A 19925-nucleotide genomic window follows, 5' to 3' on the forward strand; every position below is an offset into this window, starting at 1 on the left:
CTGCCTCGCATTTGAAAGGCTGTTGTTGGCTGATCACCTATCCGCTATCTCTCGGTTAACTCATCCCTGAATTTCAGGAATAGCTCTTTCGCTTGTCCTGTGCTCATGTTTGTCAGATCTTTGATTTTCTTGACCATGCCAATATCATTTTCGTTTTTTGAAAGCATTTGTCGTGCCATTTCTTCTTTGATTTCTGCTTCTTCTTCCTTCGTTAAATTTCTGACTTCTTTCTTTTTACCAAATAGTCCCATCCTGCTCTCTCCTTCTTGTAAAATTTATGCGCTTTTCACACCAGCCAGACTGAGTACTCTTTTTTATCTAAAATGCTGTTTTTCTGTCCATGACTTGATTCCTATAATCTAATCTACCATTTCCGTCGAAATCGAGGAAATGGTTCGTTCTCTTTTTTATTTTTAGGGAAGATATAAAAATAAAACACGGAGCCAATGATAATCGCTGGCGGCACAGAGATACTCAATAGTTTTAAAGCGGTGGTTAACAATACACCAAATTTTTCTTGAATAGAAAGATTCATAATCGTGCTGAAGTCTTGATTGAACGAAGTTATGATCATCGTGGCAAAAAAGATCAAGCAAAAACTAATCACCCCATACTTGATACTTACTTTTAAATCATCATTGTCTTTCTTAGTTTCTTCCAAAAGTAATGTTTCTAATGAGATATCCAATTCTTCGGCTATTTTGATCATATTTTTTTTGCTAGGGTACGTAGCACCTAACTCCCATTTTGAGATCGTCTTGTCACTTACTTCTAATAATTCTGCGAGCATACTTTGCGTTAGCTTGTTTTTTTCTCTATATTCTTTCAGCTTCATTGCTAATATCGTTTCTTTCATTCCAACCACTCCTCATCCATTTCTACCCTTCATTTTGACATAAAACCTATCATTTAACAGGAATTCTTGAAAAAGAGAGTAGAATAGAGGGGATTTTATGGCTATTTCTGGCGATTTGCCTGAAACATACTACCGAATCCTTCCTTACAACAATAGTTGCTGTGCATTCTGATATCTTCTAAATACTATCAAGCCAGAAATTATAAGCATCTGTAAATAATTAAAGGAGCAGCAAAAATTTCCGAGTTTTTGCCCTCCCTCATTTCTCAAGAAAATTTGTTAATAGAAGATTTTCTATCTATCATTCTTATTAGAAGAAACCAAAGTATTTTTTCACTTCAATATACACTAAAGGAAAAATGGATAATCCGATTACCCATAGCCAGTCAACTGCACGAAGAGAGACAAAGCCAAAAATGGTTTGCGTGAATGGAATCGTTACTAACAAGATAATGATCAATGCACCTATGAAGGTTGTCATTACTAACAACGGATTGCTCAAAAAACGCAGCTTCAGGATAGATTCTTTACTTCTACAATTAAACATGTGCACAATAGTTGATAATCCCAATACAATAAATGTCATTGTCTGCGAAACCTCTATCGATTCTAGACGTCCAATTAGAATCGCGCCTAATGTGACGACTGTAAAAACAATTGAGATTTCTACAATTTTTACCAATAATCCTTGCGCAAAAATGCTTGTGTATTTAGTGATAGGGGCTTCCTTCATTGCTTTTTTGTCGACTGGTTCAATGCTAAGACTCATTCCTGGGATTCCATCTGCAACTACTTTTATGATTAACAATTGAACCGCTGTAACAGGTGCTCCCCACCCAACGAGCAAGGAAATTAAAACGATCGTCAGTGCAGAAATATTGCAACCAAGCATCGCATATAATGATTTTCTGATATTGCTGTATACCCGTCGTCCTTCTTCAACCGCCTGCACAATCGTCGCAAAATTATCGTCTACTAAAACCATATCAGAGGCTTCCTTTGCTACTTCTGTGCCACCTCCCATTGCGATCCCTACATCAGCTGCTTTTAATGCAGGTGCATCATTGACACCATCGCCAGTCATAGCGACAATCTCATCGTTTTTTTGGAATGCTTTTACGATTCGAATTTTATCTTCTGGGGAAGTACGAGCAAAGACTCGATAGTCATCAATCACACGAGCTAATTTTTCATCGCTCATTTCATGTAAATCCGCTCCGGTCATTGCTTTTTTCCCATCGGTGAGAATTCCTACATCCTCTGCGATTTTCTTTGCTGTCAGTAAGTGATCCCCTGTGATCATTACGGTTTGAATCCCTGCTTGTTTTGCAATAGAAACAGCCGTATAGCTTTCGGGTCGAGCCGGGTCGATAATCCCGACAAATCCTGCAAACTCTAGCTGACTTTCAAGAATTTCTTCAGTAAGACGTGTAGGTTTTTCATCGTATCTTTTATAAGCAACGCCCAAAACACGGTATGCTTGATTGGCCAACTCATCATGCTTGTTCACGTAGGTGGGGTTGTTCGCATCAATGAGATCCAAGCGATCAAAAGCCCCTTTTGTGACAGAAACATACTGGTTGTTTACTTTATATAAGACAGTCATTCTTTTTCGTTTTGAATCAAAGGGAACTTCATGAATCTGTTCAAAGGTTGAAGCGATTTTACCTAGTTCCTCTTTAGTGAAGATCGATGCCAGTTTTTTTCTGATCGCCAACTCTGTTGGATTACTAGTTACTGTTGTATTTTCTTCCATCGAACTAGCAAGATAGAAGAGAAATAAGAGATTTTTTTCCTTCTCTTCTGTTATTTCTAAGCAAGAAGTCAGTTTATCCTTCATCGTGGCAACTTCTTTCACGGTCATCTTATTTTCCGTAATCGTTCCAGTTTTATCTGAGCAGATGATTGAAACACCTCCAACGGTTTCCACTGTTGAAGGAGTCCTAACGATGGTTTTCTTCAGTGCCGTATTCCTCATCCCAACTGCTAGAGAGATTGTTACTACGACTGGCAAAACCTCTGGAATAGCAGCAACAGCCATGGATATTGCGGTCATGATACTGGTCTCTAAAGACAATCCTTTGCTGATTCCTATAGCAATCGCTAGAAAGCCAGAGAGAATAGCGATTAGTCCTAGAACTTTCCCAAGTTTTTGCATTTTTATTTGTAGAGGTGCTACGGTTGTTTCTTCCTTGCTTAATAAGCTCGATATTTTACCAATTTCCGTATTCATTCCTGTCTTTTCAACTCGAACGTTTGCTTTTCCTGTGACGACCAATGAGCCAGAAAAAACCAAGTCTTTTCTGTCCCCTAAAGAATCTTCACTAGAAGAAATATAGGTGGGATCTTTTTCACTTGGTTCACTTTCACCAGTTAGAAACGATTCATCAACAAAGAAATTACTACTCGTTAAAAGCGTAGCATCTGCTGGAATACGGTCCCCTAACGCCAACTGAACAATATCACCAGGAACAATGTTCAAACTTTCAATCTCTTTTAACACCCCATCTCTGAATACTTTACTTACGGGAACACTCATCTTATTTAATTCACTCATTGATTTTTCCGCATTTTTTTGCTGTCGAATCGACAAATATAGATTAAGAATGACAATTGAAAAGATGACTATCGGTTCCGTAAAATCATCCGGATGGTTTTGAAAAGCAACATAACAAGATAAGAGCGTTGCAACGATTAAAATCAAGATGGTAATATCCTTCATCGACTCTTTCAAATAGTCATAAAAGTGCTTCTCATCTTTGCTTTCTATAGAATTAAATCCATATTTTTCTAGCTTCATTTCTGCTTCTTTACTGGAAAGTCCCGACTGGTTAGGGCCCTTTCCGTATTCTTTCAATTGTTCTTTTAACATCTGCCTATACCTCCTAAAACAAAAAAGAAGTCAGACAAACTAACCATAAAAGCCTAAGGTTAGTTTTTCTGACTTCAATAAGATTTATTCCGGCGAACAAATCTAATGTCATTATTTAAATTCCACCTAATTATTGCACATCCGAGTATTTGGGTCAAGATTTTCACGATGACCGAGCAATCAAAATGAGAGAATCGTATGCAAAATCGAGAAAAAGTAGGTGCACAGCCTGATCCAAGAGACAAGAAGCTCGCCTCTACAAAATGATTTCAGGACTTTCTTTACTTAGCACATAATCATCACCTGTTACGTTAAAATATTCTTGAATCAACAGACTTAACTCTTTGATTGCTTCATTTGCACGAGCCCGTTGCGTTTCATTGATCGACTCGATGAATAAAACAGCACGGGTGGTCTCTTCTGTTAGCATCGTACGTTGGGCTTCCCGCCAATTCAAGCATCGACAAATTGCACCTTTCTCATCATAGTAAATGACTTCATTTTCTAAAGCTGGGGAATCAGTATCTGCACCTAAGGGAAAGAAAGATTCGCCACCTTTTGCAACGCCTAAATGAAGGTCGCCAACGATTGTATCGAGGTCTTCTCCGCCTAAAGGGACACCATATTTCAAGGAAATACTATTATAGATATCTACTAAGGGATTGATGGGATAAAATTCTCTCTCTTGATTCACCCGTTTCAACAGTGCTTCGATGGAAGAGCGTACCCCTTTTTTCGTTTTAAATTGCTGAAAAGCACTTCGCCATTCTTGGATCACCTGGTTTTCACTGAAGGTGTCGGTCGTTAAGTAGCGCTTTGCTTGCTCTTTACTACTTTTTAGCAAGTTAGTAAAAAACGTCTCTTGTGCGGCATCGGCAACATTGTTTATATTTTTTACAACAAGGCAGTTGATTTGGGCTTCTGGAAATAGCGCCCAAAATTCTTGATCGATCATTATTTTCTTCACTTTCTCTACACTCCTACTTAGTTTATTTGAACAAATTCATGTCCTTTATTTTTCAGGATATCTGTTTTTTCAGCAGCCATCATCGCTATATCCTTTTTAACAAAATATCATCTACCTGTGCTTCTTTTCCCATGTAGAATGAATGTTGCCCTACTTTGTGAAAGCCCATGTGCTCGTAAAAAGAACGTGCGTTGAAGTTCTTTTCCCACACACCTAACCATATGTATGATTTGTTCCATTTTTTTCCTATAGATTCAGCTAACTGGATGAGGTATTTTCCATATCCGCTTCTTTGGAATTTCGATCGAATGTAAATCCGCTCAACTTCCATAGCGTTCTCTTTCATGCTTTCTGTTTGAGCATTGCCCACGTTTAGCTTTAAATAGCCAATGGTTTCTTCCGATTTTTCTATCAAATAAAAATGGCTTTCATCCTCAGTGATCTCTTCCCTTAACTTTTCTGTTGTATAGCTTGAATTGATGTAGTCCATCAAATTTTCTTCTTTATTTTGATCTTTAAATGTATCCGTAAACGTTTCAATACTTACCTGTTTCAGAATATCAATGTCACGTTCTGTGCATTCAACCAAGTGTAAGCTTTCCATCTGCCTTCTCCCTTCAATAGTCTCTTTTGATCCCATTCTTGACGTTGACCCAATCAACTTCTACCGAAGATTTTATTTTTGCCAGCATTTCCGCAAGATTTTTTCTTTCTAAAGCAGATAACTGTTGAATCGCTACTTTATTTGAATAGTTATTTTCTCTTATGATTAATTGAACTGCCTGTTTTCCTTTGGAAGTTGTGTATAAGTGTTTGATTTTTTTATTTTCTTTATCTGACTCTTTTAGGATAAAACCATTTTCCTCTAACTTTTTTACCGCCCGTGACAAAGTTGTGCGATCAACTTTGATCCGTTCGGCTAATCGTTCAGGAATAATTCCTTCATTTTCAAATATACGAACTAAGTAAATGTATTGCCCTTTACTGAGTTGAAGCTCTTTAAATTCAATATTAGCAATTGATTCCAACATTCTACTGATCGAACCTATCTCACGAAGTATATCCTCCACGAACTATCCCCTCCCTATCTAGCACTATAATAGCCCATTATTGTTGCATATGCAACAATAATGGGCTTGATTTACTTTTTTACTCACTCTTAGAAAATGGGTGCATGGCATAAGCTTGTTGTTTCTGTTCTCAAAAAAAGCAGGAGAATACCGAGAAAAACTTCTCTGTACTCTCCTTTTACAATCATTCCAAGTAGAAATACTATCCGAATTTCTCCTAATTTCAAAACCAAATTCATAAAGACTGATTGCTTAGACCAACAGAGAAAGAAAGGAAGGTTTCCTAGCCTGCGAAATTCGTCTTAACCCCCTATGCCAAATCACTCCCATTTGACGCAATCACCTTTTTATACCAATCAAAGGATTTCTTTTTCTTCCGATCGTAGGTGCCATTTCCTTCATCATCAGCATCAACATAGATAAAGCCATAGCGTTTACTCATTTGCGAAGTCGAGGCACTGACGATATCAATGCAGCCCCATGAGGTATAACCCATCAGTTCAACGCCTTCTTTTAGAGCTAAATTGATTTGTTCAAAGTGGGCTTTGAAATAATCAATGCGATATTGATCATTGATTTCTCCCTTTTCATCGATTTCATCTGCTGCGCCCACGCCGTTTTCTACAATAAACAAAGGGATCCGATAGCGATCATAGAGAGAAAGCAATGAGATTCGGAGTCCGACTGGGTCAATTTGCCAGCCCCATTCTGTCATCGGTAAGTAGGGATTTTTCACCCCTGTCGCAATGTTGCCACTGACTTTTTCTCGCTGTTCGGCATCTTTTGAAACTACTAGGGACATGTAATAACTGAAGGAAAGAAAATCTACTGTGTATTCCTTGATTGTTGCCAAATCCCAGTTTTCCATCGCCACTTCAATGCCTTTTTCCTGCCATTCTCGCAAAAGCCATTTCGGATATTCTCCCCAGACTTGTACATCAGAATACAGATGATTTTCTCGGTTGGCTTTTTCTGCTAAAGCGATATTCTCGGGATGACAATCTTCTGGATAGGTCATGAGCTTGGTAACCATCGCCCCGATTTTTGCTTGTGGGTTTGATAAACGCCCATACTTAGTTGCCAACGAACTTGCCACAAATTGATGATGCAAGGCTTGGTAGATGGCGGCTTCTGCGGCTTGTTTTGTTTCATAACGCTCTTCGACTACGCCCACGGTCGTAAACGGATGACGAAAAACACTATCGATCTCATTGAATGTCAACCAATAGGTCACTAGATCTTTGTATTCGGCAAAAACGACCTTGCAAAATTTGACAAAGAAATCAACGACTTCTCGAGAGACCCACCCTTGATAATCGGTGACTAGATGCAGCGGCATTTCATAGTGAGAAAGCGTCACTAATGGTTCAATACCATTCTCTTTCAGCTCAGTTAAAAGGTCTCGATAGTATGCTAATCCTACTTGATTTGGTTTTGCTTCGTCGCCCCGAGGAAAAATCCGCGTCCATGCGATCGACACTCGCAGTACCTTAAAGCCCATTTCTTTAAACAGTGCGATATCTTCTTTATATCGGTGATAAAAATCAATGCCCCGACGTTTTGCATAATTACCGGTTCCTTTTTCGGCAATCGCTTCAGCAATGGCTTGTTCATCGACATGCCACTGCTTCTTATAGTCTTCTACAGAAACGTCAGGCTTGTATAGTGCTACATCTGCAACTGACATGCCTTTGCCGTCAACATCCCATGCCCCTTCTGCTTGATTGGCTGCGATCGCACCGCCCCATAGAAATCCTTCTGGAAAATAACTTTTTGTCATGAAACTCCTCCTTCGTTCTATTCCCTTGTATTCTTAAACAGACTCATCTTGAGAATCCTCTTACTATTCAGCTAACTCACTTTGGCGATTGCTCAAGAAAATAAATGGTAAATAAATGAACACCCCGACTACAATAATCAGCAATTGTAAAATGACTCCATTGATTCCCCATCCAAGAAAGGCACCGACAATGATCGGTAAGCCGAAAGGTACATCCACAATGTTCGAGCCAATTAGTCCAAACTGATTGGCAGCTAATAACATCGCCGCCGGGAGTCCACTTCCTAGAACAAAGGGAATCGCAAAAATCGGGTTCAATACTAGCGGCAAACCGAACACAACGGGTTCACTGATACCAAATAAAGAAGGAACTAAGCCAATTTTGGCGACGGCTCGCAGGTCATCTTTTTTCGAAAACATCAGTAATCCGATATTGAGAGAAAGAATCAATCCCGCACCGCCGGCTACTAAGAATGTTACCCAAGAGCCCATCGTGATGACTTGATCTGGCGTTTGTCCTGATTCAAAGGCAGCAATATTGGCGGCTAGTGCTGCAATCAAAATTGGGTTTCGAATCGGAGAAATAACGAGTCCGCCATGGATTCCGACTAACCAAAAAACTTGGGAAATAATCACTAAACCAATAATCCCAGCTGGATGCTGCAAAATCCCTTCCAACGGGGCTTGCAAGAAGCGGTACAATGCTTCGTTGATATAGAGACCTGACGCCAATTCAAACAATCTTCCAGCAATAGCGATGACAAACAGCGTGATGAAAATTGGTATCAGCACACTAAAAGACTTACTGATGGCGCTAGGAACACTCGGTGGCATTTTGATTTGCAGACGCTCGATCTTATTCAGCTTGCAAAAGAATTCTACGGTAACCATCGTCAAAATCATACCAATGAACAGTCCGCCAGCATTCAAAGTATCTACTGGCAGACCTGCAGCCATTCCTGCCACTCCATCAACGACCGTTTCAAGCCCTTGGGGTACGACTGAAACATAGGCACTCAAGGAGACCACCGCACACATGATACCGTTCTCATTGTTTCGCTCACCTAAAATCCACCCCAAAATGACGATCACGGCTAATGTCATGGTATTCATCGTCGCAAAGTTGATGGCGGTAAAGGCTGGTTCCATAACGGCTAAAAAGCTTAGGGCAGAAAACTGTGCCAGCCCTGTGGTTTCGCTCGTTAACAATGAATTACCCAATGTTGCAAAAGAGCCTACGATAATGAAGGGCATCAAAACTGTAAAGGTATTTTTTACGACACCTAAATATTTGTTATCATCTACTTTTTCTGCAATGATACTGACCCCGTCAGCGAATTTGTCGAAAGCACTCATCCTTGTCCTCCGTTTACCAACTCTTCCGCATGCTTCAAGACAGCTGCTCCATTGCCCCGACCGTAGTCGACTGCTTTGATGACTGCTACTGGCACTGTATCATTGACGATCTTTTTCACTTTACGCATCGTATGTTGTACTTGTGGTCCTAAAAGCAAGACATCGAAGTTACCTAATTCTCGTTCAATCAAACTTTGATCAATCGCCCAAATTTTGTAGTCTTTTCCTTGTTCTTTTGCGGCTTCCTCCATTTTGGCAACTAAAATACTAGTGGACATTCCCGCTGCACAAGCTAACATAATTCTCATGATGAAACTCCTCCTTGCAATTCAGAAATTTTTTGGTATAAGTAAAGCCATTCTGCTGCTTGTTCTGTGGCAGTCATTGCCATTGCTAAATGATCTTGAGCATGTATCAATATAATAGATAATTCCGTTTTTTCTCCTCTAGCTTCCGCTTGCACCAAATCGGTTTGACATTGATGGGCTTGCTGAAGCTCATTTTTGGCTTCTTCTAATAAACGTTGTGCTTCTTCAAAGGTTCCTTCGCGTGCTGCCTCAATCGCCATCATGGCAGCTGATTTTGCATTTCCCGCGTGTAGAATCAGGGTAAAACTCACTTCGTAGTTATCCATATTCTCTCCTTTAGCTGTTTTGACTTTTTTGTGAGAAGATTGTTCACACTTACGAATAGAAATCAAAAATTTCCTTTTTTATCTAGAATAAAAGGCTGACCCATGAACGCTTATTTTGACCATTATTGGCAATGGTATTTCTTTTTCTCCATTCAACGTCGTTCTTCGCCTAAAGAATCAACTATGACTGCCTATTTTTCTGCCAACTTCTGGTCGTTGTCCTCGTATTAGCTAGATACTTAGACTTAGGGAGCGGAAATGGTACTGCGCAGGTACCATTTTGTGGAACCGATAGTTTTTAGGAATACGCTCCCTTGCGCTCGCCTAGTACTGTTCATCATCTACTCTGTCTCACTCCGTGAGTCAATCGTAGTGATTCACAGCAAAAAGGCATTGGACGGATTTGTCCAATGCCTGTGAGATAGCTAAATAAGCGTTAGGCTTCTTGTGTTTTTATCGAAAAAAATGCATACTCCTACTAGAAATGAAGGCGTTTTTTCGGTACAATAAACACGTTGATGCCTACGGGTATCAACTATGGCAACTTGATTGGTCATCCGTGTAAAGATTGTGACTGATCAGGGCTTCGTATTGGTGCTACCAACACCGATACGAAGTGCCTATTTTTTTGATTTCTATTCGCCTTCTAGTTTATAGAAAGCGGTTTACTTTTGCAAGGGGAACTAAATTATAAATGAATGAATACGCATGAATATCATAATTTTGTATATTAAATCAATAAAATAATCGATAAGATTTATACTTTTTCTTCTTTTGTCATTTTTATGATATAGACGTGCCTCAGGGAGATGAAACTAAGACTCAAGTTGTCTTCTTCAATTTTTGAAAAAACATATTTGAATAGTTTATGTTATGTAAACTAAAAAAAGGAATTACAATCATTTAGCACACATTAGATATGCATGTCTAAACTGTCGTAAAGTCCCTTTTTTAGTTGTGAATTTAGTTAGAAACTAAACTCGATATTGTTACTGACACTATTTTTATGATAGAGTCTGAAATACTTCCCCAAGTAGTCATTCTAGAATCTCTTCAAACATTCATGCACGTTACCTAACACATTATGCTATAAAATGCATTTATGCAAGTGATTCATATAGAAAACAATACGAATTTATCGTGACTTAGGTATTAAAAATCTATAGATTCAGTTCAAATCCTTAGCAATTCTTTATAATTTATGACTGTTTTTTCTGAGGTATCAGTCACTGCTGCAGTCGATATTGGGGATGTTCTTCATTTCCTCTTTTTTTAACACATACGTTCTCACCTCTATCGATTTTGAGAAGGTCTTAGACTACCTTTTGTCAACTTAATTCATTGGTTATAAATAATTTAATGTTTAACAGGTCGTTCTAATAAAACGTTTTATTTTAATTGTATACATCATTTTTATTATTGAAAAACGTATTAATTTTGCTTCAAACACTATTTTCATGACACTTAGTATTTACCTAAAGAAGCAATATCCGTTTTTATCTCACTGTGTAAATTGATTCATCCTCATGATATTGAAATCTCTTTCGTTAATTTAAATTTAGCGTTATACTATAAAAAAAGGAGATTAAACTATGACGAAAATATGTTTTATGCTAACTTCCAATTCTGGTATAGGAACGACTACAATATTTGCTACCCACGCTAAACGTAATATAGATGATTTATTAGCTTATTTTTCTAATTATTATAATGTAACAGCAAATTACCCAGAAGATAAAGATACTGTCGATATACTTGTTATCCCAGATTCCTTTGGCGCATTCATTAATGAACGTAATCTACCTGTTATTAAGGTACCTACAATTTTATTTTTAGAGAGAAACTTTGAGAAAATCAAGGTTTATATTGATAATTATTTTTTGGAAATTTCAAAAAACAAAATTCAGATAGACAAAATATAATTCATTATTTAACAGTAACTCTATTTCATGTCTCAGCATTTTCCATTGTTCACTCAGTTTCTTCATGCGCATGAAAGGTATTTCAAGTACCTGATGGATTAAGAATACCGAGAAAATGGATGGTTAAATTTCGGAACAATGGTGGTACTTAGACCTTTTTTAAGAAAGAAAAGCGATCTTTTTTGCCCTCCACGACTTAGGAGGGCAAAAAATAAGACGTGCAAGGCACGTCTGTAGCGTCAATGTTTGATATCTTACCGAAATCTTGCTATAATTACTATGTAAAGAGGAGTTGCGTCAACAACTCCCCTACAGCACCGTTTAAAACGGTGGCCAGTTTTAATTAATTGTTAAAAAATAATCGTCGCCTGGCCAAAGAGGACGGTTATTTTTTTGCACTCTTTTTTCGTTTCTTCTTGCTTTTACGCTTAGAAGAACGAGTGTTTATAATCGTATCTGCTAGTTTCACACATGCTTCGATTAAACCAATAAAGGCTAATAAAACAGGCGCTATTGCTAACAAAATGCCGATTATATCTACACCTTGCAAAAGACTGCTCCTTTCTTCAGATTTCGATAGTACATTCATAATGCACCACCTCACTTTCAAAAAAAGCGCCACCGTCACAAACTTTACTGTCCTACTATTATACCAAAAATCCACGCTAAAAACCGATATTTATCAAGGTTTTTAGCGTTTTTCATGCGATAAAAAGGGCTAAAATAAATGAAGATTTTTCTCGTTTCATCGTTTAAAGGAACCATTCACTCGTTTTATCTACTTTGAAAGATTTTTCTTACCTCAAGAACACATGCCGACACCATTTTTCTCTGACCTTACCGCCAGAAATCCCCATTCCTCACCCTTCCTCCTCCCAAGACAGCTCATCCAAGATCCTAATCAACTTTTGGACCTCTTGATTCAACAACGCACTCTTTAGATAGGCATATTGAATATAAAAAATTTCCTTATCTTCAGGGACTAGCGGTATTTTCATTAAGCCTTCCATTTCTTGAAACACGGGAAATTCCGTCATCAAGGTAATGCCGATATTGGAACTGACCAGCTGACCAATCGTCTGGACGTCTGAAAAATAAAAGGGGACTTCTGGCTTCTTCTTTGATTTCTCACTTAAATTCTGAAAGGCGCGCATATGGGTATAGCCTTTCTCCAGTAAGATAAAGGGATATTCGGCAGCTTCTTCAAACGAGATTTCCTTTTTTCCTGCCAATGGGTTTTCTTTTGACACAAAGATAAAAAACTCTTGCTGATGCAGCAACTTCACCTGTAGATTCGGGTGGACGAGGGGATTGACGCTGCCCAGCAAGCTAAAATCGATTTTTCCTGATAATAGTTTTGAAAGCAATTCATTGGATCCCCCAGATACTAAGTGAAACTTCGAAATAAAGCGGATGATCTCTTTTTCATCTAAGAGTTTCGAAAAGACTTTGGAACGAATGATTGGCGGCAAACCGATGTGGGTCCGATTGTTTTTAGCATGGTCGATGGCTCGGTCCAAGGTCACAAATTCATCTAAGATATACTGTGCATGAGCCTTCAAAATTTCCCCCTCCGTGGTCAATGAAATGGAGCGATGAGAGGCTTCTCGAGCGATCAAATCACAGCCATAATGCTCTTCCAAGCGTTTGACAGCGTAGCTGACGGTTGGTTGACTGACCGCAAATTTATGCGCCACTTGCGTAAAAGAAAGCATATCTGCCAAAGCGTTAAAGTATTCTAAATCTCGTATATTCATCGTCTGATTCCTCCCTTAACCGGTTTAAACTAGCAGCGGTTTTGTTATAAATAATTTTTATTATACCACCGATAGTTGACTATAATTCTGTCCGAGGATTAAAGTAGCTAATGGAAATGAACGAGTACTCAAAATATATCCATTGGAGGAACATAATGAAAGCACATGACATTTTAAATAACCCATTTTTAAACAAAGGAACCGCGTTTACGCAAGAAGAACGAAAAGAACTAGGGTTGATCGGTTTATTGCCCCCTCACGTACAAACGATCGAAGAACAAGCAGAACAAGCCTATTTACAATATGTCACCAAAGAATCCGACATTGAAAAACGTCACTTTTTAATGGAGATCTTTAATACCAATCGGACATTGTTCTACTATTTGTTCAACCAACATATCGTTGAATTCAATCCGATCGTCTATGATCCAACGATTGCTGACACCATTGAAAATTACAGCCGCCTATTTGTGGATCCTCAATATGCAGCGTACTTAGATATCAATCATCCAGAGAATATCGAAGAAACGTTGAAAAATGCCGCTGGCGATCGGGACATTCGCTTGATCGTAGCCACTGACGCTGAAGGGATTCTTGGGATTGGTGACTGGGGTGTCCAAGGTGTCGATATTTCTGTCGGTAAATTGATGATTTATACAGCTGCTGCTGGGATCGACCCTGCTTCTGTTTTACCAATCGTGATCGATGCCGGTACCAACCGTAAAGAATTGTTAGAGGATCATTTGTATCTAGGCAATCGTCAAGAACGTGTCTACGGTGATGCCTACTACCAATTCATCGATCAATTTGTTCAAACGGCAGAATCATTGTTCCCTAAACTTTACTTGCATTGGGAAGACTTTGGCCGTTCAAATGCTGCAACGATTTTGGACAAATACAAACAAACAATTCCAACTTTTAACGATGACATCCAAGGAACGGGAATCGTTGTGCTGGGCGGTATCTTCGGTGCACTGGATATTACAGGTGAAAAATTAACGGATCAAGTCTACTTATGTTATGGCGGTGGTTCCGCTGGTGCCGGGATTGCCAGCCGTGTCCATGCGGAAATGGTCAGCGAAGGTCTTTCAGAAGAAGAAGCCTACAATCATTTCTTTATGGTTGACAAACAAGGGCTTTTGTTCGATGATATGTCCGATTTGACTCCTGCACAAAAACCATTTGCCAAAAAACGAGCTGACTTTGCCAATGCTGGCGATATGACGCAATTGATCAATGTCATTAAAGTCGCAAAACCAACGATTTTGGTCGGTACTTCAACCAATGCGGGTGCCTTTACCAAAGAAGTTGTGGAAGCGATGTGTGAAAACACTGCTCGTCCAGTGATTTTCCCTATCTCGAATCCAACCAAAAAATTAGAAGCAACGGCTGAACAAGTAATCGAATGGTCTGATGGAAAAGCCTTTGTAGCAACCGGTGTCCCTTCAGGAACGATCCAATACAAAGGGGTCGACTACCAAATCGGTCAAGCAAACAACGCCTTGATCTATCCTGGTCTAGGATTAGGTATGTTGGCTTCAGAAGCCTCTCTCTTGACCGACGAAATGATTGGTGCCGCTGCTCACTCATTAAGTGGTTTGGTTGATTTGAGCCAACCTGGTGCACCAGTTCTTCCACCATTTGAATACGTTGCGGACGTTTCTATCAAAGTGGCTGAAGCAGTTGCCAACAAAGCCAAAGAACAAGGGTTAGCCCAAGCGCAAGAAACCGATATGGCAAAAGCTGTCCAAAATCTTAAATGGTATCCAACATACTAGGAAGGTCTGAAAAATGAATAAATTAAAAACGATGACGATTTCGGGAATTAGTCTTCCCTTGTATCTCTTTTTCATGGTTGTCATATTCAGTGCGATTGCCTTAGACAAATTACCATTAAATATGGTTGGGATCACCATTTTACTGGTTGCCTTAGGACACCTGCTGTATTTCATTGGGGAAAAACTCCCGATCATGAATTCTTATCTTGGCGGCGGGTCAGTTTTTACCCTGCTTGGTGCCACCCTTTTAGCCTCCTTCCATCTCGTACCCACGAAAGTCATTGACGCGGTCAGTGACTTCATGGGGGGCGGTTTTGGCTTTCTTGATTTCTATATTGCCGCTTTGATTTGCGGCTCGATTTTAGGTATGAACCGTAATTTGTTGGTGAAAGCTTCTACGAAATTCATTCCCGTTGCTTTGATCACTATGGTAGTAGGCTTTTTCTCCGTCGGCCTTGTCGGTATGCTGCTAGGCAATGGCTTTGCTGATTCGGTGATGTATGTCTCTCTACCAATGATGTCTGGCGGGATGGGAGCGGGAATCACCCCACTTTCACAAATTTATGCCGATGGCTTGGCAAACGGCAATCAAGCTGCCATCTTTTCTCAATTAGCGCCAGCAGTTACTTTCGGGAATATTCTTGCCATTATTGGTGCTTTATTTATCGCCAAAGCTTTTGCTAAAACCAAATACAATGGCCATGGCACCTTGATCAATGCCACGAAAGAAGAATTAGAAAAACCAAAAATTACGCTTGATGCCCAACAAATCGGGGTCGGGATGCTCTTTTCCTTCTCACTGTTGGTCGTTGGTGCGATTTTAAGTGACTTTTTCCCTAAAATTCACGAGTATGCCTTTATGATCGTGATTGTCTTTATTCTGAAAGCCTTGAACATTGTCCCTAAGAAACTCGAAGATTCTGTGGTGATGTTCAACAATGTTGTGATGACGAATTTGACCCATGCGGTCTTAGCGGGGATTGGTTTGGCATTGATTGATCTGTCAACATTGGCATCTGCCTTTACTTGGCAATTTGTCGTGCTTTGCCTAACCAGTGTCGTATCTATGGGGGCTGCCAGCTGGTTCTTCGGGATGGTATTGGGGATGTACCCCGTTGAAACCGCAATTGGCGCCGGTATGATCAACAACTCCATGGGGGGAACAGGCAATATCGCTGTATTGTCTGCCTCTGATAGAATGGAAATGATTGCTTTTGCCCAAATGGCCAACCGTTTATGTGGTGCGATCGTGCTGATTTTAGGTGGGATCTTGATCCGTTTCTTCTATTCTTGATCTAAAACAAAAAAACAGGTGCTGCTGCGCATGACGCATAGCAGCACTTTTTTGCATTCCTCAAACGAATTCGTCCAATTGGTTGCACGAATCAAACAAAGGTTCAATCATTTCCTCCTCATAAAAGAGTCAAAAAGAGCAGTGCCACCGCACTGCTCTTGCGTTACTGATTCATTCAAGGGTTACAGCTTCTGAAACAAGGTTGGTGCTTGATCAGGAGACCATGTTGTGTCCCCGTAATTTGAGTGGGTGTTGATCACGACATAGTTGCTGCCTTTATGGCTCACGATTTCACCGCTTGTATACACTTCTGGTGCAGAGAAAGTTCCTAGTTTCCACACACGGTATTCTGACTCCCCACCTCCAGGTGTTTCCGTTTCTTCTTTGGCATTGGTTTTCACGCTCAGCTGGTTACTAAAGGCGGATTGTTCGCCCGTTTTACTGATTGCTTTGATTTGGTAATTGTAGGTTGTATCCGCTGCTAGATTCGTGTCTTCATAGGTTGTTCCTTTGGCTGTAGCGATTTTGACGCCATTGCGGTAAACGTCATATCCAGCGATCCCATTTGTATGAGTCGATGCTTGCCACATTAAGGACACGCTGCTGTCTGTCACGCTCATTTGGTGTAGGTTGCCTGGTGTCGAAGGGGTTTCGACTTGATTGTCTGCTGAGGTAGTCACTTTCACTGCAGCACTTTTTTCTGAAACTAACGCCGTAAAGCCGACTGCTTCTACTTGATAGTTATAGGTTGTGTTGGCTTTTAATTGCGTGTCGGTAAAGGTTGGCTCAGTAGTCGTTGCCACTAAGGCACCATCACGATACACGTTGTATTCTTTCGCATCGGTTTGACCGTTCCATGCTAAAGCCACCGTGCTGCTAGTCACTCGTTCTGAGCGGACATTTGCTGGTGCTGCTGGTTTTTCAGGAATGACCGTTGAACCAGAAACGTTAACGTCGATCACGTTATAAAAGGCATTTGGCGTATCGGCAACATCCCAGACCGCTAAAATGACATGGTAACCAAGACGATTTTCTGGAATGGTAATGGTATGGCTTGGACTATTGCTGGCAGCCGAACCATCGTGATTTACAGTGGCGATCAATTCCAAGCTATCTCTTGAAAGTGGCGCGTTTTGATCCCATCCTGGTTTCGTGATATAGTAATGCCATTTTGTGGTCTTATGCGGCGCTGTATAATGCCAGTTGACCCGCAATGGTCCTTGATTGATGTCTTGTTTGGTCCAACGACTGGTTCCTTGTTCATCAAGAACAAAGTCCCCGATTTGTCCGAGTCCACCATCTGCTGAAGCGATACGACCATCTACTGGTCCTGCTTCTGGAAAGCCTTTTTTGGTTTCCAATGATTGTGGGTTTGAAATGACATTGCCATATTTTTCAAACGCAGCGCTCCACCCTAACGTATTGCGATCCAAAGACCCTTGATAGCCCCGACTGACAGGTGATTCCACATAACCATGAGCAAATACTTGTTTTCCCGTGAAGAACAAGGTCCCTCCAAGTAAGATTGCCACCCCGACCGACCATTTTACCAATGCGTTTTTCATACTCTGCCTCCTAAAATTTTTTATCATCGAATAAACCAATCTTATCCGTTTATTCCTTGATTCCGATTCATTGAAAAGCAAACCCTACTGACAAAAACATTTTGTTTATATGTGAATTATAAATTATCAAATCATTATAAGATTATAATGACTAGTTTCCCGTCCTTTCAGTGAGAAATACAAAAAAACTTGAAACGATTCTCCTCCTAATCGCTTAAGAGGATTCGTTCCAAGTTTCTTTCTTTATATACGGTCTTTTTTAGGAAAAAACAGCCGCTTATTTCCCGTTTTCTTTCACATAGTCAGAGGATTGCGCGCCTGCTTGGCGACCAAAGACCATAATGTCGGCTACAGCATTGCCGCCGATTCGATTTTGTCCGTGGATACCGCCGGTCACTTCACCTGCTGCATACAAGCCAGTGATTGGTGTGCCATCTTCTTTCAATACTTGGGTCTTCGTATTGATTTTGACGCCGCCCATTGTGTGGTGGATCCCAGGTGCGATTTGAATCGCATAGAATGGCCCTTCCGTCAGATCATAGTCCATCGCCGTTTCACGACCGAAATCTTTGTCGGCTTTGTCTGCCACTGCTTGGTTCCATGTATCTAAGGTTTTCTTCAAGGTTGCTGGATCGACATCGATTTTTTCAGCTAAGGCTTCGATGGTGTCGGCTTCTACAACTACGCCTTGTTCTTTGTAGTAATCGACTTGTTTGGCTCTGCCTGCTAACGCATTGTCAAAAATCAAATAGGCATAGCTTTCTGGCAGATCCGTGATAGCAGCTGAAACATTGTCGCGGGTTTCTAATTCATTGTAGAAACGTTCCCCTTGTTGGTTCACCAAGATGGCGCCTTCTCCACGAACGGTTTCACTGATCAACATGCCTGTATCTTGAACCACGGTTGGATGGACTTGGATTTGATCCATATCAACCGTTGCGCCGCCTAATTCTTCGATCATCTTGATGCCATCGCCTGTACTTCCTTCAGAAGTCGTGCTGACATAGCCTTTCAGATCTGGACGGTATTTTTCGATCAGTTCTTTGTTGGAGCCAAAACCACCCGTAGTAACAACCACCGCATCACCAGCGATTTCTTTTTCTTCGCCATTGATTTTCACGTTGACGCCAGTGACTTTGCCGTCTGTTTCATTGATTTTTGTCACATCAGCATTTACAAACAAAGGAATTTCTTGCTCATGAATGTTTCTCAACAAACCATCCACCAAGTACGTACCGACTGCTGAACCGTCGTGAGGACGATGGATCCGTTTTACACTGGCACCACCGCTATAGCTGATATTGTCTAAAGTGATCCCCATTGAATCCAACCAATCAATCGCTGAAGCAGAGTTATCTACTAAATAATGCAGCAATTCTTGATCGTTGGTTCCTTTACCGCCTTTTAGGGTATCTTCAAAAAATAGTTCATTGGAATCTTCAATGCCTTGGGCTTCTTGGAACTTGGTTTCTGATGCGTTCATTCCGCCAGAAGATTTCAAGGTATTTCCGCCTGCGATCGGCATTTTTTCTAAAATGACTGGATTCATTCCAGCATCTTTAGCCGACAAGGCTGCTGCCATCCCTGCACCGCCAGCACCAACGATGACGATATCATATTGATCTTTTAACTCTGCTGGATCGGTATACTCTTGTTGGGAAGCACCTGAAGTGACTTCACTTTCTGAAGAAGAGCTTGCCGCACTGCTGCTGGCTTTTGTTCCGCCATCGGCACCACATGCACTAAGCAACAATAATGAGGCTGCCCCAATCACCCATTTTGACCATCCACTTTTTTTCATTTGTTTCCCTCCGTTTTTCTTGCTCTTTTCTCCTCACTGATCCCCGTCATATACGATAAGAAAAGCAGCATTTTTCTTGCGAACTCCGCCCAACTTGTTACTTTATTAACAATGATAAACATCTTGCGATCGGACTATTTTTCTATTCGATAGCGATAAAAACATTGTTTAAGCAACATTCCAACAGCGTTCTATTTTATTTAACCATTGTAACAAAAAAAGAAACTAAGTGTCTCGTAATAATTTGTGTATATTTTAACTATCCATTCTCAT

Annotated in this window: 18 protein-coding genes; 4 read left to right on the forward strand and 14 right to left on the reverse strand. The window is 40.3% G+C overall.

The genetic code is table 11. The features are described from left to right. Positions 1-44 precede the first annotated feature (44 nt). From IGI96_RS06640 to IGI96_RS06685, 10 genes are all read right to left on the reverse strand, one after another. A complete protein-coding gene (locus tag IGI96_RS06640; protein WP_005230526.1) occupies positions 45-251 on the reverse strand; it encodes a hypothetical protein in 207 nt (68 codons plus the stop codon). A gap of 113 nt (positions 252-364) precedes the next feature. Next, a complete protein-coding gene (locus IGI96_RS06645; RefSeq protein ID WP_016608533.1) occupies positions 365-856 on the reverse strand; it encodes a helix-turn-helix domain-containing protein in 492 nt (163 codons plus the stop codon). Between the two features lie 310 nt (positions 857-1166). Beyond that, a complete protein-coding gene (locus IGI96_RS06650) occupies positions 1167-3728 on the reverse strand; it encodes a cation-translocating P-type ATPase (RefSeq protein ID WP_086338793.1) in 2562 nt (853 codons plus the stop codon). Positions 3729-3984: 256 nt separating this feature from the next. Next, on the reverse strand, positions 3985-4683 hold the full coding sequence (locus tag IGI96_RS06655; RefSeq protein ID WP_016608535.1) for a B3/B4 domain-containing protein: 699 nt from the start codon (positions 4681-4683) through the stop codon (positions 3985-3987). A gap of 97 nt (positions 4684-4780) precedes the next feature. After that, on the reverse strand, positions 4781-5299 hold the full coding sequence (locus tag IGI96_RS06660) for a GNAT family N-acetyltransferase (protein WP_034858711.1): 519 nt from the start codon (positions 5297-5299) through the stop codon (positions 4781-4783). 13 nt (positions 5300-5312) lie between these two features. Beyond that, positions 5313-5765, reverse strand: coding sequence for a MarR family winged helix-turn-helix transcriptional regulator (locus IGI96_RS06665; RefSeq protein ID WP_016608537.1), 453 nt, complete (start codon positions 5763-5765; stop codon positions 5313-5315). A gap of 310 nt (positions 5766-6075) precedes the next feature. Then, positions 6076-7545 carry a glycoside hydrolase family 1 protein gene (locus IGI96_RS06670; protein ID WP_086338794.1) on the reverse strand — a complete coding sequence of 490 codons (1470 nt, stop codon included), beginning with the start codon at positions 7543-7545 and terminating at the stop codon, positions 6076-6078. Positions 7546-7608: 63 nt separating this feature from the next. Further along, on the reverse strand, positions 7609-8901 hold the full coding sequence (locus IGI96_RS06675) for a PTS sugar transporter subunit IIC (protein ID WP_016608539.1): 1293 nt from the start codon (positions 8899-8901) through the stop codon (positions 7609-7611). Further along, the gene (locus IGI96_RS06680) at positions 8898-9209 is read right to left on the reverse strand and encodes a PTS sugar transporter subunit IIB (RefSeq protein WP_005233157.1); all 312 of its coding nucleotides are present in this window, start codon (positions 9207-9209) and stop codon (positions 8898-8900) included. The genes IGI96_RS06675 and IGI96_RS06680 overlap by 4 nt, the downstream gene beginning before the upstream one ends. After that, positions 9206-9535: a PTS lactose/cellobiose transporter subunit IIA gene (locus IGI96_RS06685; RefSeq protein ID WP_016608540.1), complete on the reverse strand. Its 330-nt coding sequence runs from the start codon at positions 9533-9535 to the stop codon at positions 9206-9208. Before IGI96_RS06685 ends, IGI96_RS06680 begins: the two co-directional genes overlap by 4 nt. A gap of 102 nt (positions 9536-9637) precedes the next feature. Here IGI96_RS06685 and IGI96_RS06690 point away from each other — a divergent pair, with 102 nt between their 5' ends. Further along, positions 9638-9766: a hypothetical protein gene (locus tag IGI96_RS06690; RefSeq protein ID WP_016608541.1), complete on the forward strand. Its 129-nt coding sequence runs from the start codon at positions 9638-9640 to the stop codon at positions 9764-9766. Between the two features lie 1361 nt (positions 9767-11127). After that, positions 11128-11457: a hypothetical protein gene (locus tag IGI96_RS06695; RefSeq protein ID WP_010748124.1), complete on the forward strand. Its 330-nt coding sequence runs from the start codon at positions 11128-11130 to the stop codon at positions 11455-11457. A 385-nt stretch (positions 11458-11842) separates the two neighbouring features. Here IGI96_RS06695 and IGI96_RS06700 read toward each other — a convergent pair whose 3' ends face one another. Together IGI96_RS06700 and IGI96_RS06705 are read right to left on the reverse strand one after the other, a co-directional pair. Next, positions 11843-12046 carry a hypothetical protein gene (locus IGI96_RS06700; RefSeq protein WP_086338795.1) on the reverse strand — a complete coding sequence of 68 codons (204 nt, stop codon included), beginning with the start codon at positions 12044-12046 and terminating at the stop codon, positions 11843-11845. A gap of 271 nt (positions 12047-12317) precedes the next feature. Next, complete coding sequence (locus IGI96_RS06705) at positions 12318-13214, reverse strand: LysR family transcriptional regulator (protein ID WP_086338796.1); 897 nt, start codon at positions 13212-13214, stop codon at positions 12318-12320. A 116-nt stretch (positions 13215-13330) separates the two neighbouring features. Between IGI96_RS06705 and IGI96_RS06710 the strand changes: the two genes are divergently transcribed. Both IGI96_RS06710 and IGI96_RS06715 read left to right on the forward strand, forming a co-directional pair. Then, positions 13331-14992, forward strand: coding sequence for a malolactic enzyme (locus IGI96_RS06710; RefSeq protein WP_276525021.1), 1662 nt, complete (start codon positions 13331-13333; stop codon positions 14990-14992). Positions 14993-15005: 13 nt separating this feature from the next. Beyond that, positions 15006-16286 (forward strand): 2-hydroxycarboxylate transporter family protein, encoded by a 1281-nt coding sequence (locus IGI96_RS06715; RefSeq protein WP_005230514.1) that lies wholly within the window; start codon positions 15006-15008, stop codon positions 16284-16286. A 182-nt stretch (positions 16287-16468) separates the two neighbouring features. On the opposite strand, the gene IGI96_RS06720 is transcribed toward IGI96_RS06715, so the two are convergent. Beyond that, positions 16469-17851, reverse strand: coding sequence for a lytic polysaccharide monooxygenase (locus IGI96_RS06720; protein ID WP_034858718.1), 1383 nt, complete (start codon positions 17849-17851; stop codon positions 16469-16471). 277 nt (positions 17852-18128) lie between these two features. After that, positions 18129-19652, reverse strand: a complete 1524-nt coding sequence (locus tag IGI96_RS06725; protein ID WP_010748911.1) for a flavocytochrome c — start codon at positions 19650-19652, stop codon at positions 18129-18131. Between the last annotated feature and the right edge of the window lie 273 nt (positions 19653-19925).

This window comes from Enterococcus sp. DIV0421, assembly GCF_051713745.1.
Classification (GTDB): Bacteria; Bacillota; Bacilli; order Lactobacillales; family Enterococcaceae; genus Enterococcus_D; species Enterococcus_D casseliflavus.

What these genes read in the sequence shown, in the direction of transcription:
- IGI96_RS06640 (WP_005230526.1), bottom strand. Translation starts at nt 251, where the DNA reads ATGGGACTATTTGGTAAAAAGAAAGAAGTCAGAAATTTAACGAAGGAA.
- IGI96_RS06645 (WP_016608533.1), bottom strand. Translation starts at nt 856, where the DNA reads ATGAAAGAAACGATATTAGCAATGAAGCTGAAAGAATATAGAGAAAAA.
- IGI96_RS06650 (WP_086338793.1), bottom strand. Translation starts at nt 3,728, where the DNA reads ATGTTAAAAGAACAATTGAAAGAATACGGAAAGGGCCCTAACCAGTCG.
- IGI96_RS06655 (WP_016608535.1), bottom strand. Translation starts at nt 4,683, where the DNA reads ATGATCGATCAAGAATTTTGGGCGCTATTTCCAGAAGCCCAAATCAAC.
- IGI96_RS06660 (WP_034858711.1), bottom strand. Translation starts at nt 5,299, where the DNA reads ATGGAAAGCTTACACTTGGTTGAATGCACAGAACGTGACATTGATATT.
- IGI96_RS06670 (WP_086338794.1), bottom strand. Translation starts at nt 7,545, where the DNA reads ATGACAAAAAGTTATTTTCCAGAAGGATTTCTATGGGGCGGTGCGATC.
- IGI96_RS06675 (WP_016608539.1), bottom strand. Translation starts at nt 8,901, where the DNA reads ATGAGTGCTTTCGACAAATTCGCTGACGGGGTCAGTATCATTGCAGAA.
- IGI96_RS06680 (WP_005233157.1), bottom strand. Translation starts at nt 9,209, where the DNA reads ATGAGAATTATGTTAGCTTGTGCAGCGGGAATGTCCACTAGTATTTTA.
- IGI96_RS06685 (WP_016608540.1), bottom strand. Translation starts at nt 9,535, where the DNA reads ATGGATAACTACGAAGTGAGTTTTACCCTGATTCTACACGCGGGAAAT.
- IGI96_RS06690 (WP_016608541.1), top strand. Translation starts at nt 9,638, where the DNA reads ATGAACGCTTATTTTGACCATTATTGGCAATGGTATTTCTTTTTCTCC.
- IGI96_RS06695 (WP_010748124.1), top strand. Translation starts at nt 11,128, where the DNA reads ATGACGAAAATATGTTTTATGCTAACTTCCAATTCTGGTATAGGAACG.
- IGI96_RS06700 (WP_086338795.1), bottom strand. Translation starts at nt 12,046, where the DNA reads ATGAATGTACTATCGAAATCTGAAGAAAGGAGCAGTCTTTTGCAAGGT.
- IGI96_RS06705 (WP_086338796.1), bottom strand. Translation starts at nt 13,214, where the DNA reads ATGAATATACGAGATTTAGAATACTTTAACGCTTTGGCAGATATGCTT.
- IGI96_RS06710 (WP_276525021.1), top strand. Translation starts at nt 13,331, where the DNA reads ATGAACGAGTACTCAAAATATATCCATTGGAGGAACATAATGAAAGCA.
- IGI96_RS06715 (WP_005230514.1), top strand. Translation starts at nt 15,006, where the DNA reads ATGAATAAATTAAAAACGATGACGATTTCGGGAATTAGTCTTCCCTTG.
- IGI96_RS06720 (WP_034858718.1), bottom strand. Translation starts at nt 17,851, where the DNA reads ATGAAAAACGCATTGGTAAAATGGTCGGTCGGGGTGGCAATCTTACTT.
- IGI96_RS06725 (WP_010748911.1), bottom strand. Translation starts at nt 19,652, where the DNA reads ATGAAAAAAAGTGGATGGTCAAAATGGGTGATTGGGGCAGCCTCATTA.